This window comes from Streptomyces sp. NPDC101160, assembly GCF_044768205.1.
Classification (GTDB): Bacteria; Actinomycetota; Actinomycetes; order Streptomycetales; family Streptomycetaceae; genus Streptomyces.
In genome coordinates, this window is sequence record NZ_JBIWPJ010000004.1 from 109,652 (window position 1) to 122,267 (window position 12,616).

The following is a 12,616-nucleotide window of genomic DNA, read 5'->3' on the forward strand; positions in this document are numbered from 1 at the left end:
TGCGGCTCCGCCGCGTGGCGCCGCTCCCGGTCAGCCCGACCCGACGAACAACACCATCAGCAGCCACACCACCGGCGCCGTCGGCAGCAGCGAGTCCAGCCGATCCATACTGCGTCCATATGCGGCTCCGCCGCGTGGCGCCGCTCCCGGTCAGCCCGACCCGACGAACAACACCATCAGCAGCCACACCACCGGCGCCGTCGGCAGCAGCGAGTCGAGCCGGTCCATGATGCCGCCGTGACCGGGCAGCAGCGTGCCCATGTCCTTGATGCCGAGGTCACGCTTGATCATCGACTCGCCCAGGTCGCCCAGGGTCGCGCTGGCCGCCACCGCGAGGCCCAGGATCAGGCCCTGCCACCAGGCGCCGTCGTCGATCAGGAACTCCATGCACAGCGCGCCCGCCGCCATCGCGAACGTCACCGCGCCGACCAGGCCCTCACGGGTCTTGCCGGGACTGATGCGCGGCGCCAGCTTGTGCTTGCCGAAGCGCCAGCCGACCGCGTACGCGCCGGTGTCGCTGACCACCGTCAGGAGCAGGAAGGTCAGCACCCGCTGCGGCCCGTCGTCGGCGGTCAGCAGCATCGCCACGAACGTCGCCAGGAACGGCACGTAGAACGCGGCGAAGACGCCCGCCGTGACGTCCTTCAGATAGCCCTCGGGCGGCTCCGTCATCCGCCACACGAGGACGGCGAGCGCCGTGAGCGCCATCGCCACCCACGCGCCCTCCGCGCCCCGTACGTACCCGGCGACGACCATCGCCGCGCCGCCGACCGCGAGCGGGACCAGCGGGGCCTTGATGGCCTTCTTCTCCTGGAGGCGGGAGGTCAGCTCCCACAGGCCGACCACGACGGCGACCGCGATCACACCGACGAACGCCGGCTTCCAGATGAACAGCGAGGCGATGATCACCGCGCCGAGGCCCAGGCCGACCCCTATGGCCGCGCCCAGGTCACGGCCTGCGCTCTTCTTCTGCCGCGGCTGCTGCCGGGGCGAGGGCGCGGGCTGGGAGGGGCTGGACATGGGCTCCTGCGGGTGCTCGTGCGGTGTCTGGTCGTGGAACGCGGGTCCGGAGGACGCGGGGTCCCCGTACCCATGGTCCCCGTGGTCCCCGTGGTCGTGGAACGGGGGACCGCTCGGCTGAGCGGCCCCCCGACCGTGATCGTCCTGGTTGTCGCCGGCGGGAACGTCGTCGGACACGATGGGCATGGGCCGAGTCTGCGCCGCCGGGAGCCCTTCGTAGGCGGGACCCGCCGGGGCAGGCCCCTGGTCGGGCCCGCCGAAGCCGGCTGTGGCCGGGGCCCTCCAGGATGAGTCGTTCATCAGACCTCGAGGAGCTCGGCTTCCTTGTGCTTCAGCAGCTCGTCGACCTGCGCGACGAACTTTGCGGTGAGGTCGTCGAGCTCCTTCTCGGCGCGACGGCCCTCGTCCTCGCCGACCTCGCCGTCCTTGACGAACTTGTCGATGGTCTCCTTGGCCTTGCGGCGCACGGAGCGGATCGAGATCTTGGAGTCCTCGGCCTTGGTCTTCGCGACCTTGATGTAGTCGCGGCGGCGCTCCTCCGTCAGCTCCGGGAACGTCACCCGGATGATGCTGCCGTCGTTGCTCGGGTTGACACCCAGGTCCGAGTCGCGGATGGCCTGCTCGATGTTGCGCAGGGCGCTCTTGTCGAACGGGGTCACCACGGCCATGCGCGGCTCCGGCACCGAGAACGACGCCAGCTGGTTGATGGGGGTGAGAGCGCCGTAGTAGTCGGCCACGATCTTGTTGAACATCGCCGGGTGGGCGCGGCCGGTACGGATCGCCGCGAAGTCCTCCTTGGCGACCACGACGGCCTTCTCCATCTTCTCCTCGGCCTCGAGGAGGGTCTCTTCGATCACCACTAGCTCCTGCGTGTCGTCGCGTTGTGTCCTGCACGGTGTCGGCAGGGCTCTGTCCATCCCCCGCGCGGTGTCCCTCACCCGCGCGGGTCGGTTCCCGGTTCGGGTCAGGCCCGGGTGCCCTGGTCGCTCACGAGCGTGCCGATCTTCTCACCCTTCACCGCGCGCGCGATATTGCCCTCGGTGAGCAGTTCGAAGACACGGATCGGCAGCTTGTTGTCACGGCAGAGGGTGATGGCGGTGGCGTCGGCGACCTTGAGGTCGCGGGAGAGCACCTCGCCGTACTCCAGCGCGTCGAACTTCACCGCGTCCGGGTTGGTCTTCGGGTCCGAGTCGTAGACCCCGTCGACACCGTTCTTGCCCATGAGCAGGGCCTCGGCGTCGATCTCCAGGGCACGCTGCGCGGCGGTCGTGTCGGTGGAGAAGTAGGGCATGCCCATGCCCGCGCCGAAGATCACGACGCGGCCCTTCTCCAGGTGGCGCACGGCGCGCAGCGGGATGTACGGCTCGGCGACCTGGCCCATGGTGATGGCGGTCTGGACGCGGGAGACGATGCCCTCCTTCTCCAGGAAGTCCTGGAGGGCGAGGCAGTTCATCACGGTGCCGAGCATGCCCATGTAGTCGGAACGGGCCCGGTCCATGCCGCGCTGCTGGAGCTCGGCGCCGCGGAAGAAGTTGCCGCCGCCGATCACGACCGCGATCTCCGCGCCGTCACGGACGACGGCGGCGATCTCGCGCGCGATGGCATGGACGACGTCCGGGTCGACCCCGAGGCCGTGGCCCCCCGAGAAAGCCTCGCCGGACAGCTTCAGCATGAAGCGGCCGGCCTTTTTGCCGTTGTTGTCGTCGCCCTGTTCGGCGCGCTGATTCATGGAGATCTCCTCGTGCACATACCAAGAAGGCCATTGCCTGGGTTCCTTGCGGTTTCCCCTACGGCAATGGCCTCCTCGTCAGATCTGCGGCCGCCCGGCGCGAACGCGGCCGGCTGCTTCAGACCCTACCCGGGTCCGGTGTCCGTCGCGTACGGACTCAGATGCCGACCTTGATGCGGGTGAAGCGCTTCAGGGTGACACCGGCCTCGTCCAGGACCTTCTGGACGGTCTTCTTGTTGTCAAGGGCGTACGGCTGGCCGAGCAGCGTGGCGTCCTTGAAGAAGCCGTTGACGCGACCCTCGACGATCTTGGCGATCGCGGCCTCGGGCTTGCCCTCGGCGCGGGTGGTCTCCTCGGCGATGCGACGCTCGGACTCGACGACGTCGGCCGGGACGTCGTCCTTGTCGAGGTACTTCGGGGCGAACGCGGCGATGTGCTGCGCGATACCCTTCGCGACCTCGGCGTTCTCCTTGTCGAGCTCGACCAGGACACCGATCTGCGGCGGCAGGTCGGGCATCGTGCGGTGCATGTACGCGGAGACGTAGCCGTCGGCGTACTGCGCGAAGCGGTCGAGGACGATCTTCTCGCCGAGGTTGGCGTTGGCCTCGTCGACGTACGCCTGGACGGTCTTGCCGGCCTCGATCTCGGAGGCGAGCAGGGCGTCGATGTCGGCCGGCGAGGTGGCGGCGACGTGCGCGGCCAGCGCGTTGGCGACGGCGAGGAACTTCTCACCCTTGGCGACGAAGTCCGTCTCGCACTTCAGCTCGACCAGGACACCGGAGGTGTTGTCGTCGGCGATGATGGAGACCACGGCGCCGTTCTCGGCGGAGCGGCCCTCGCGCTTGGCGACGCCCTTCTGGCCCTTGATGCGCAGGGCCTCGACGGCCTTGTCGACGTCGCCTTCGGCCTCGTCCAGGGCCTTCTTGCAGTCCATCATGCCGGCGCCGGTGAGCTCGCGGAGCTTCTTGACGTCAGCGGCGGTGTAGTTCGCCATGAGTCTGTTTCTCTCTCGAAGTCTGAAAGATCGGGCGGGTCCACGGGTGGACGGCGGGGGCTTTTTGGGCCCCCGCCGTCGTCACCCGAAGGTCCTCAGGGACCGGAAGGGTCAGGCCTGCTCGGCGTCGGCGGCCGGCGCCTCGGTGGCCTCGGCGGCCGGAGCCTCGGCAGCCGGAGCCTCGGTCGCCTCGGCGGCGGCCGGAGCCTCGTCAGCCTTCTTCTCGCCCTCGAGCAGGTCGCGCTCCCACTCGGCGAGCGGCTCGCCGGCGGCCTTCTCGCCCGGCTTCGAGTCGCCGGTCGCGGCGCCGGAACGGGCGATGAGGCCCTCGGCGACGGCGTCGGCGATCACGCGGGTGAGCAGGGTGACGGAGCGGATCGCGTCGTCGTTGCCCGGGATCTTGTAGTCGACCTCGTCGGGGTCACAGTTGGTGTCGAGGATCGCGACGACCGGGATGTTGAGCTTGCGAGCCTCGCCGACGGCGATGTGCTCCTTCTTGGTGTCGACGATCCAGACGGCGCTCGGCACCTTCTGCATCTCGCGGATACCACCAAGGGTCTTCTCCAGCTTGGCCTTCTCGCGGGAGAGGACCAGGAGCTCCTTCTTGGTGAGGCCCGACGCGGCCACGTCCTCGAAGTCGATCTGCTCGAGCTCCTTGAGGCGCTGCAGACGCTTGTAGACGGTGGAGAAGTTGGTGAGCATGCCGCCCAGCCAGCGCTGGTTGACGTACGGCATGCCGACGCGGGTCGCCTGCTCGGCGATGGCCTCCTGCGCCTGCTTCTTCGTACCGACGAACATGATGGAGCCGCCGTGCGCGACGGTCTCCTTGACGAACTCGTAGGCGCGGTCGATGTACGACAGCGACTGGAGCAGGTCGATGATGTAGATGCCGTTGCGCTCGGTGAAGATGAAGCGCTTCATCTTCGGGTTCCAGCGACGGGTCTGGTGACCGAAGTGGACGCCGCTCTCCAGCAGCTCCCGCATCGTGACGACGGCCATGGCCATCTCCTTGGTTTTCTCGGTTGTTTTCCTGACGCCCCGACGCGCCGTGCCACAAGGGACCGAAAGGCGCTGCCACCCGTCACGAGGACCGGTGGCGGGGCGTGCGAAGTCGACCCAGTGACCCGGGTCGCCATGGAAAGTGTACGGGACCCCGGGAGCGCCGGGTGACGGCGTTGTCCACAACCGGCAGGTTGTCCACAGATTCCGGCACCGCCGGTCACCCGAGATCCGCGCCGGGCACTCTGCCGTCATGAACCTCTACGCGACCAGCCTCTTACTCGCCGTGGCCACCACGGTCTGGCCCGTCGGCCCACCCCGCCCCGAGATCCTCCGCGGCTGGGAACCCCCACCGGGCCCCTACGCCGCCGGCCACCGCGGCCTCGACCTCGCCGCCCCACCGGGCACCGCGGTCCGCGCCCCGGCCCCCGCCACGGTCACCTTCGCGGGCCCGGTCGCCGGCCACGGCGTCCTCACCCTCACCCTGACGGGCACCGGACTACCGCCCCTGCGCACGACCTACGGCCCGGTGGAACCGCTCGTGCGCGTGGGCACGGTGGTACGGACGGGCGACATCGTCGCCCGGGTCGCCCCGGATGGCGACCACTGCGAGGTGAGCTGCCTCCACTGGGGCCTGCTGCGCGGCGAGACGTACCTGAACCCGCTGGGACTCCTGGGCGGAGGCCCGTCGAGGCTGCTACCGGTGTGGGGACGCGCGCCTGAGTGACGCACGGGGACGGGGGAGGAGGGGAGGGGGGGTGGGGGGTGGGGGGGAGGGAGGGGGCCCCGGGAAGCGGTTCAAGTGCCGTGGATGCCGCCGAGGGCCATCGAGACCGCCGCTTCCGCGATCGTGGCGGGATCTTCGGCGGCGCCGAGTTCGAGGCGGCGGACGGCGGCGTCGACGATGCCCTGGAGGAGCATGGCTTCCAGGCGGGGCTGGGGGCGGGCGAGAGCGGTGAGGGCGTCGACGATCATGGTGACGAGGGTGCCGTGGGCGGCGCGGATCTTCTCGCGGGCGCCGTCGTCGAGTTCGCTGGCGGAGATGGCGACGACGGCTCGGTGGCGGCGGTCGCCGACGAGTTCCAGCTGGGTGCGGACGTACGCCTCGACCTTGCCCGCGGCGGTGTCGGCGGCGGCCATGGCGGCTTCGACCTCGGCGGCCCAGACGGGGAAGTCGACGGCGCAGAGTTCCTCGACGACGGCGGCGCGGGAGCGGAAGTACTCGTAGACCGAGGAGCGGGCGAGGCCCGTGCGCTCGGCGAGGGCGGGGAAGGTCAGCGCTTCCGTGCCGCCTTCGGACAGCAGGGAACGCGCGGCGTCCAGCAGGGCGCCGCGCTGCATGGTCCGGTGCTCGGCCACCGAGGCCGCTCGAATCCTTGGCACGGCTCCACTGTACGGCGGCGGGGCCCGTGCGGTCAGTGGGGTCAGCGGCCCACGTCGGCGAGCTTGGCGCGCAGCTGGAGGACGGATTTGGTGTGGATCTGGCTGACGCGGCTCTCGGTGACGCCGAGGACGTGGCCGATCTCGGCGAGCGTGAGGCCTTCGTAGTAGTAGAGCGTGACGACGGTCTTCTCGCGTTCGGGCAGGGTGTTGATGGCCCGGGCGAGGAGCCGGCGCAGCTCGCGGTCCTCGGCGACCTCGACGGGGTTGTCGGCGGCGGTGTCCTCCAGGGTGTCCATGAGGGAGAGCCGGTCCCCGCCCTCGCCGCCGACGTGCAGCAGTTCTTCGAGGGCGACGACGTTGGCGAGCGACAACTGGCTGAAGACGGAGTGGAGTTCTTCGAGGGTGACGCCCATCTCCGCGGCGACCTCGGCCTCGGAGGGGGTACGGCGGAGTTGCGCTTCGAGGGTGGCGTAGGCGCGCTCGACGTTGCGGGCTTTCTGGCGGACGGAGCGCGGGATCCAGTCGAGGGCGCGGAGTTCGTCGATCATCGCGCCGCGGATGCGGGTGATGGCGTAGGTCTCGAACTTGATGGACCGCTCGACGTCGAACTTCTCGATGGCGTCGATGAGTCCGAAGACCCCGGAGGAGACGAAGTCGGCCTGCTCGACGTTGGAGGGCAGGCCGACGCTGACACGTCCGGCGACGTATTTGACCAGCGGCGAGTAGTGCAGGATCAGCTGTTCCCGCAGTCGCTCGTCGCCGGTGTCCTTGTACGAGCGCCACAGCTCGTCGAGCGTGGTCGGTGCGGGTGGTCGCACGGTGCCCCGGGCTGCTGGGGGCACCACAGCGCGGTCAGACCCGGAGGTGTGCTGGGGCATACGTCGCCTTGAGCCGTTCTGCCGTCGGGTGCGTAGGGGTCGGTCCGGTTGTCGGGCGGGGGATCCTCGTGAGCGTAGCGTGAGTGGGCTGTCGCGGTGCGCGAACGTCTGTGGATCGCGCCGGTCCGGGTGGCTGCTCTCGCCCGCATCTTCGAACGGGGGTCGTGGCGCGGGTCGACCCCTCGGGTGTGGCCGAGAGCACTCGGTTCCTCATCTGCTTCACCATTTCACCCGAATGCTCCGGGTCAAGTACCGCCATGCCGGGCGTTCGAGGGTTTGGTGCGTCTGTTCGTCAACTGCCAGTCGTCCTGTCGGCGTTCGACGAACCCGAGGGAGTGGAGTTCGTACAGCTTGGCGAGGGTGTGGTCGGGGTGGGTGCCGGCGCGGGCGGCGATGTCGGTGAGGGGCGCGGGGCCGTGGCCGGGGAGGGCTTCGAGGACGCGGGCGGTGTCGGGGGCGAGGAGGTCGCGGGGCAGTACGGGGCCGCGGCGTGGCGGGGCGAGCTGGCCGATGTCTCCGACGAGTTCGATGATCTCGGCCGCGTCGGTGACGAGGGTGGCCTCGCCGCGCAGGAGTTCGTGGACGCCGGCGGAGAGTCCGCTCGTGACGGGGCCGGGGACGCCCATGGTGTGGCGGCCTAGGCGGGTGGCGGCGCGGGCGGTGACGAGGGAGCCGCTGCGGTGTTCGGCTTCGACGACGACGGTGCCGCGGGTGAGTGCGGCGATGACGCGGTTGCGGAGGACGAAGCGGCTGCGGGTGGGGTGGCCGCCGGGTGGGAGTTCGCCGAGGACGAGGCCCTGTTCGGCGATGCGCGTGATGAGGCGGGCGTGGCCGCGGGGGTAGGGGACGTCGACTCCGCAGGCGAGGACGGCGATGGTGGCACCGCCGTTGCCGAGGGCGCCGCGGTGGGCGGCGCCGTCGATGCCGTAGGCGGCTCCGGAGACGACGACCCAGCCTTGTTCGGCGAGGCCGGCGGCGAGGGCGCCGGCGGTGTGGGCGCCGTAGGGGGTGCAGGCGCGGGCGCCGACGACGGCGACGGAGCGCAGGGCCCAGGCCCGGAGGTCGGCGGGGCCGCGGGCCCAGAGGCCGATCGGGCGGGCGTCGCCGAGGTCGTCGAGTTGCCGGGGCCATTCGGCGTCGCCGGGGACGATGAAGCGGCCGCCGATCCGGGCGAGGTGGTCGAGGTCGCGTCGGGGTTCGGCGGTGGCGGCGCGCCGTCGCCAGCTCGCGAGGCGCTGCTCGCCGATGCCGGGGAACGCCTCGGCGTCCCGGGGCCCGGGCCGGGGTTCGGGGCTGCCGCCGGAGCGGAGACCGGGTCCCGGTTCGAGGCCAGGAGCGGGGCCGCGGACGGCGCCGGCGGTGGCGGGGGCCCACAGGGTGGGTTGTGCCGCCCCGCCGCCGGCGTGGAGGAGGCGGAGGAATCCGATGGCGCCGTGTTGTCGGAGGACGTGGCCGGCGTGTTCGTCGCCGGGTTCGACGATGTGGCAGAGGGCGGCGCGGGCGAGGCGTTCGTCGTCGGGCCCGGAGTCGTACCGGCTCATGTCCACTCCCCCGCGGCGACCGGGACGCCTCGGGCGATGCCGGTGCGCAGTTCGAGGGCGAGGGCGAGGTCGTCGGCCTGGGGGCGGTCGTGTCCGGCGAGGTCGGCGATGGTCCAGCCGACGCGGAGGACGCGGTCGAGGCCGCGGGCGGTGAGCAGGCCGCGTTCGATGTCGCGTTCGGCGGCGGCGAGGGCGCCGGGTGCGGCGTGGAAGCGGGTGCGCAGCTCGTGGCCCGGGATCTCGCTGTTGACGGTCCAGGGGGTGTCGGCGAGGCGGGCGGCGGCGCGGGCTCTGGCTTCGCGGACGCGGTCGGCGACGGTGGCGCTGGGTTCTCCGCGGCCGCCTTGGCCGAGGAGGTCGGAGCGGGTGACGGGTTCGACCTCGATGCGGAGGTCGACGCGGTCGAGGAGGGGGCCGGAGAGTCGGGCCTGGTAGCGGCGGATGACGGCGGCGGGGCATTCGCAGCCGGTGCCGAGGAGGGTGTGGCGGCCGCAGGGGCAGGGGTTGGCGGCGAGGGTGAGGAGGAAGCGGGCGGGGAGCCGGACGACGCCGGCGGCGCGGGCGATGACGACTTGGCCGGATTCGAGGGGCTGGCGCAGTGCGTCGAGGGATTTGGTGGAGAACTCGGGCGCTTCGTCCAGGAACAGAACTCCTCGGTGGGCGAGGGAGACGGCGCCGGGCCGGGGCAGTCCGTTGCCGCCGCCGACGAGGGACTGCATGGTCGCGGAGTGGTGGGGTGCGCAGTAGGGCGGGTGGTGGACGAGGGGTTCGCCCGGCGGGAGGATGCCGGCGACGGAGTGGACGGCGGTGACTTCGAGGGATTCCTGGCGGGTGAGGGGCGGGAGGATGCCGGGGAGCCGTTCGGCGAGCATGGTCTTTCCGGCGCCTGGTGGGCCGGTCAGCAGGAGGTGGTGGCTGCCTGCGGCGGCGATTTCGAGGGCGCGGCGGGCGGTGTGCTGTCCGGCGACGTCGGCGAGGTCGGGGCGGCCGTCGGTGGGTTCTCCGGCGGGTGCGGCGGCGAGGCCGGTGCCGACTCCGGCGCCGGGGACGAGGAGTCCGGCGAGCATGGGGTCGGGGCGGCCGTCCTCGTGTGGTTCTTCCTCGGGGACGGGTTCGTCGGCGAGGACGGCGATGAGCTGGCGCAGGGTGCGGACGCCGAGGACGGAGATGCCGGGGACGAGGGCGGCTTCGCCGGCGGTCTGTTCGGGGACGACGACCTGTTTGTATCCGGCGTCGGCGGCGGCGAGGACGGCGGGCAGGACGCCGCGGACGGGTCGGACGCGGCCGTCGAGGCCGAGTTCGCCGATGAGGACGAGGTCGGCGATGGTGCGGGGGTCGATGCGTTCGGCGGCGCCGAGGACGGCCGCGGCTACGGCGAGGTCGAAACCGGATCCGCCTTTGGGGACGGAGGCGGGGCTGAGTCCGACGGTGAGTTTCTTTTGGGGCCATTCGGCGCCGGAGTTGACGATGGCGGCGCGGACCCGGTCGCGGCTTTCGACGAGGCTCTTGTCGGGGAGGCCGACGAGGGTGAAGGCGGCGACGCCGGCTTCGAGGTCGGCCTGGACCTCGACGACGACGCCTTCGACGCCGACGAGGGCGACGGAGCAGGTGCGGGCGAATCCCATCACGCCACCCCCTGGGCGTGGGTGACGACGGGGGCGCCGCGGCGGGGCAGGACGATGCCGACGAGGTCGATGCGGACGCCGCCGAAGCCGGGCGGCAGGCCGGGTGGTCCGGCCGAGGGTCCGCCGGGTTGGTCGGCCGACGGTCCGCCCCCGGGCCCGGCCGAGGTGCCGCCCGAGGAGCCGCCCGAAGGCCCGCCCGCGGGGGCGCCGAGCGGCCGGCCCGGAGGCCCGCCGGCTGGTCCGCCGTGGCGGTCGAGCCAGCAGGCGGCTAGGCGGCGCAGGCGCTCGGCCTTGCGTGGGGTGACGGCGGCCATGGGGTGCTCGAAGGCGCCCTCACGGCGGGTCTTGACCTCGCAGATGACGAGGGTGTCGCCGTCGCGGGCGACGATGTCGATCTCTCCGGTGCGGCCGCAGCGCCAATTCCTGGCGAGGACGTGCAGGCCGGTCGCGGTGAGGGTGCGGACGGCGAGCTCTTCCCCGTACCGCCCGAGTGCTCGTGTGGCGTTCATTCGGTACCACCTCCGGCACCGACTGTGACGCACCGTGACCCCGCGTGTGCGGGGCTGTGGACAGGCGGGCGGTTGTGGAAAACCGGGCCACCCTCACGGGTGGTTTCACACGGGTGGTTTCACACAGCTGGTCTACACAGGTGGTATCAGCTGCCGGGAAGCTCCAGGTCGCTCTTGTTGAGCTCCTCGATGTTCACGTCCTTGAAGGTGAGGACGCGGACCTGCTTCACGAAGCGGGCCGGCCGGTACATGTCCCAGACCCAGGCGTCGGCCATGGAGACCTCGAAGAACACCTCGCCCTGGACGGAGTGCACCTGCATCTCGTAGTCGTTGGTGAGATAGAAGCGCCGCTCGGTCTCGATGACGTATTTGAACAGCCCGACGACGTCGCGGTACTCCCGGTAGAGCTTCAGCTCCATCTCGGTCTCGTACTTCTCGAGGTCCTCGGCGCTCATGGCATGTTCCCCTATCAGCCGTGCGTCCCCCTATTGTGCGCCAGTCACCCTGGCCCCTAAACGATTTCGGGGGCGAGAACGAGCGGCGTGCTCGGGGGTCCTTCGTCGAGCAGCCGGTGCAGCAGCTCGGCGAGTCTGTTGGGGTACACCGTCTCACGGGCCGCCGACAGTTCGGCGGAGGTCCACCATCTGAGGCCGGCGACGCTGCGGGCCTCGAGTTCGGTGAGGGCCGCCGGGGCGGCGACGGTCTGGGTGGTGCGGGCCAGGTAGTACCACTCGTCCTGGTCCCAGCGGCGCCCGTCGAAGGGGAAGGAGCAGTAGCGCTGCCAGACCACGGGCCCGAGTTCGACGTCGGTGATCCCGGTCTCCTCGACGAGTTCGCGCAGCGCGGCCTGTTCCCGGGTCTCGTCGCCCTCCAGGCCGCCGCCGGGCGTGAACCACCAGGTCTGGGCCGGGTCGTCGGGCTCGTAGCCGTGGATGAGCAGGATGCGGTCGGCGGGGTCGAGCAGGATCACCCGCGCCACCTTCCGGGCCTCCGCAGCCTCCGAGACCTCCAAGACCTCCGAAGCAGCCGAGGCCCCCACGGCCCCCGAGTTCTCCGAAGCCCCCAAGGCCCCCACGGCCCCCGAGTTCTCCGAAGCCCCCAAGGGCCCCGAAACCCCCGAGATCTCCGAAGCCTCCGCGGCCTTCGAGGCCTCCGCACCCTGCGTCACGCGCTCACCCGCTCCCTCGCCGCCGTCGGTGCCGCCGCCGCGGCCTTCGGGCGCAGCAGCCGGGCCAGCGGCCCGTACGCGGCGCCGGCCAGGATCAGTACACACCCTGCGCCGATCGCGTAGAAGAGGGGCATGACGGGGCCGGGCCGGGAGATGCCGCCGGGAAGGGCGGCGAAGCCGGTCGGCCGGGCGAGGAGGCCCTTGGCGGGCCAGACGACGGCGTCGACGCGGCCGATGACGGAGGAGCGCGGCACGGAGCCGTGGGCGGCTTCCTGGAGGTGGGCGCGGGAGTCCAGGGAGGTGTGCCGGTCGTCGCCGAGGAGGAAGAGGTTCCCGGCGGGCACGGTGGCGGAGAACCGCTCGCCGGGGACGGGCTGCCCGGCCGGCAGATACGGTTCCTCGACCGGCCGGCCGTTGATGGTGAGGCGGCCGTCGGTGCCGCCTGTGACGGTGTCTCCGCCGATGGCCACGACCCGCTTGACCATGGTCACGTTGCCCCAGGCCGGGTCCTGGAAGACGACGACGTCGCCGCGCTTGACGTCGGCGCCGTCGACGCGCTGGGCGAGGACCTTGGAGCCGACGTCGAGCGTCGGGGTCATCGAGTCGGTCGGAACGGAGAACGGCTGGTAAAGCACCGCCCCGACGACGAAGCCGCCGAGGAAGAGCACACAGCCGACGGCCACGGCCAGCCCCGACAGGACACTGCCGAGGCGGCCGCGGCCGTCCTTCGTACGAGCGCTCGACATGCTCGACGTCGTGCTCGATGCGCT

Annotated in this window: 14 protein-coding genes; 1 reads left to right on the forward strand and 13 read right to left on the reverse strand. The window is 71.4% G+C overall.

Annotated features, from left to right (window positions below):
* Nucleotides 1-150: 150 nt before the first annotated feature.
* The 5 genes from ACIRSU_RS13525 to rpsB form a co-directional block, all read right to left on the reverse strand.
* Entirely contained in the window at nucleotides 151-1,206 is a 1,056-nt protein-coding gene (locus ACIRSU_RS13525) for a phosphatidate cytidylyltransferase (protein WP_403791661.1), read from the reverse strand.
* 113 nt (nucleotides 1,207-1,319) lie between these two features.
* Entirely contained in the window at nucleotides 1,320-1,877 is a 558-nt protein-coding gene (gene frr / locus ACIRSU_RS13530; RefSeq protein ID WP_403791663.1) for a ribosome recycling factor, read from the reverse strand.
* 107 nt (nucleotides 1,878-1,984) lie between these two features.
* The gene (pyrH, locus tag ACIRSU_RS13535; RefSeq protein ID WP_403791665.1) at nucleotides 1,985-2,749 is read right to left on the reverse strand and encodes a UMP kinase; all 765 of its coding nucleotides are present in this window, start codon (nucleotides 2,747-2,749) and stop codon (nucleotides 1,985-1,987) included.
* Between the two features lie 157 nt (nucleotides 2,750-2,906).
* Nucleotides 2,907-3,743, reverse strand: a complete 837-nt coding sequence (tsf, locus tag ACIRSU_RS13540) for a translation elongation factor Ts (RefSeq protein WP_403791667.1) — start codon at nucleotides 3,741-3,743, stop codon at nucleotides 2,907-2,909.
* Between the two features lie 111 nt (nucleotides 3,744-3,854).
* Nucleotides 3,855-4,742 carry a 30S ribosomal protein S2 gene (gene rpsB / locus ACIRSU_RS13545; RefSeq protein WP_403791669.1) on the reverse strand — a complete coding sequence of 296 codons (888 nt, stop codon included), beginning with the start codon at nucleotides 4,740-4,742 and terminating at the stop codon, nucleotides 3,855-3,857.
* Between the two features lie 253 nt (nucleotides 4,743-4,995).
* Here rpsB and ACIRSU_RS13550 point away from each other — a divergent pair, with 253 nt between their 5' ends.
* Nucleotides 4,996-5,469, forward strand: a complete 474-nt coding sequence (locus ACIRSU_RS13550) for a peptidoglycan DD-metalloendopeptidase family protein (protein WP_403791671.1) — start codon at nucleotides 4,996-4,998, stop codon at nucleotides 5,467-5,469.
* Nucleotides 5,470-5,540: 71 nt separating this feature from the next.
* Here the strand turns inward: ACIRSU_RS13550 and ACIRSU_RS13555 are convergent, their stop codons facing one another.
* The 8 genes from ACIRSU_RS13555 to lepB all read right to left on the reverse strand — a co-directional run bounded on the left by ACIRSU_RS13555 (nucleotide 5,541) and on the right by lepB (nucleotide 12,592).
* A complete protein-coding gene (locus tag ACIRSU_RS13555) occupies nucleotides 5,541-6,101 on the reverse strand; it encodes a TetR/AcrR family transcriptional regulator (protein WP_403792541.1) in 561 nt (186 codons plus the stop codon).
* Between the two features lie 65 nt (nucleotides 6,102-6,166).
* Nucleotides 6,167-7,003, reverse strand: a complete 837-nt coding sequence (gene whiG / locus ACIRSU_RS13560) for an RNA polymerase sigma factor WhiG (RefSeq protein WP_403791673.1) — start codon at nucleotides 7,001-7,003, stop codon at nucleotides 6,167-6,169.
* Between the two features lie 245 nt (nucleotides 7,004-7,248).
* The gene (gene dprA / locus ACIRSU_RS13565; RefSeq protein WP_403791675.1) at nucleotides 7,249-8,544 is read right to left on the reverse strand and encodes a DNA-processing protein DprA; all 1,296 of its coding nucleotides are present in this window, start codon (nucleotides 8,542-8,544) and stop codon (nucleotides 7,249-7,251) included.
* Nucleotides 8,541-10,169, reverse strand: a complete 1,629-nt coding sequence (locus ACIRSU_RS13570; RefSeq protein ID WP_403791677.1) for a YifB family Mg chelatase-like AAA ATPase — start codon at nucleotides 10,167-10,169, stop codon at nucleotides 8,541-8,543. The genes dprA and ACIRSU_RS13570 overlap by 4 nt, the downstream gene beginning before the upstream one ends.
* Nucleotides 10,169-10,678 carry a YraN family protein gene (locus ACIRSU_RS13575; RefSeq protein WP_403791678.1) on the reverse strand — a complete coding sequence of 170 codons (510 nt, stop codon included), beginning with the start codon at nucleotides 10,676-10,678 and terminating at the stop codon, nucleotides 10,169-10,171. Before ACIRSU_RS13575 ends, ACIRSU_RS13570 begins: the two co-directional genes overlap by 1 nt.
* A 146-nt stretch (nucleotides 10,679-10,824) precedes the next feature.
* A complete protein-coding gene (locus tag ACIRSU_RS13580; protein ID WP_005311352.1) occupies nucleotides 10,825-11,133 on the reverse strand; it encodes a DUF2469 domain-containing protein in 309 nt (102 codons plus the stop codon).
* A gap of 56 nt (nucleotides 11,134-11,189) precedes the next feature.
* Nucleotides 11,190-11,690 carry an NUDIX hydrolase gene (locus ACIRSU_RS13585; RefSeq protein ID WP_403791680.1) on the reverse strand — a complete coding sequence of 167 codons (501 nt, stop codon included), beginning with the start codon at nucleotides 11,688-11,690 and terminating at the stop codon, nucleotides 11,190-11,192.
* 152 nt (nucleotides 11,691-11,842) lie between these two features.
* Nucleotides 11,843-12,592: a signal peptidase I gene (lepB, locus tag ACIRSU_RS13590; RefSeq protein ID WP_403791681.1), complete on the reverse strand. Its 750-nt coding sequence runs from the start codon at nucleotides 12,590-12,592 to the stop codon at nucleotides 11,843-11,845.
* Nucleotides 12,593-12,616 lie beyond the last annotated feature (24 nt).

Bases quoted from the DNA above. Each gene is read 5' to 3' on its own strand.
- ACIRSU_RS13575 (WP_403791678.1), bottom strand. From the start codon at position 10,678: ATGAACGCCACACGAGCACTCGGGCGGTACGGGGAAGAGCTCGCCGTC.
- ACIRSU_RS13525 (WP_403791661.1), bottom strand. From the start codon at position 1,206: ATGCCCATCGTGTCCGACGACGTTCCCGCCGGCGACAACCAGGACGAT.
- whiG (WP_403791673.1), bottom strand. From the start codon at position 7,003: ATGCCCCAGCACACCTCCGGGTCTGACCGCGCTGTGGTGCCCCCAGCA.
- ACIRSU_RS13550 (WP_403791671.1), top strand. From the start codon at position 4,996: ATGAACCTCTACGCGACCAGCCTCTTACTCGCCGTGGCCACCACGGTC.
- rpsB (WP_403791669.1), bottom strand. From the start codon at position 4,742: ATGGCCGTCGTCACGATGCGGGAGCTGCTGGAGAGCGGCGTCCACTTC.
- lepB (WP_403791681.1), bottom strand. From the start codon at position 12,592: ATGTCGAGCGCTCGTACGAAGGACGGCCGCGGCCGCCTCGGCAGTGTC.
- dprA (WP_403791675.1), bottom strand. From the start codon at position 8,544: ATGAGCCGGTACGACTCCGGGCCCGACGACGAACGCCTCGCCCGCGCC.
- ACIRSU_RS13570 (WP_403791677.1), bottom strand. From the start codon at position 10,169: ATGGGATTCGCCCGCACCTGCTCCGTCGCCCTCGTCGGCGTCGAAGGC.
- tsf (WP_403791667.1), bottom strand. From the start codon at position 3,743: ATGGCGAACTACACCGCCGCTGACGTCAAGAAGCTCCGCGAGCTCACC.
- pyrH (WP_403791665.1), bottom strand. From the start codon at position 2,749: ATGAATCAGCGCGCCGAACAGGGCGACGACAACAACGGCAAAAAGGCC.
- ACIRSU_RS13580 (WP_005311352.1), bottom strand. From the start codon at position 11,133: ATGAGCGCCGAGGACCTCGAGAAGTACGAGACCGAGATGGAGCTGAAG.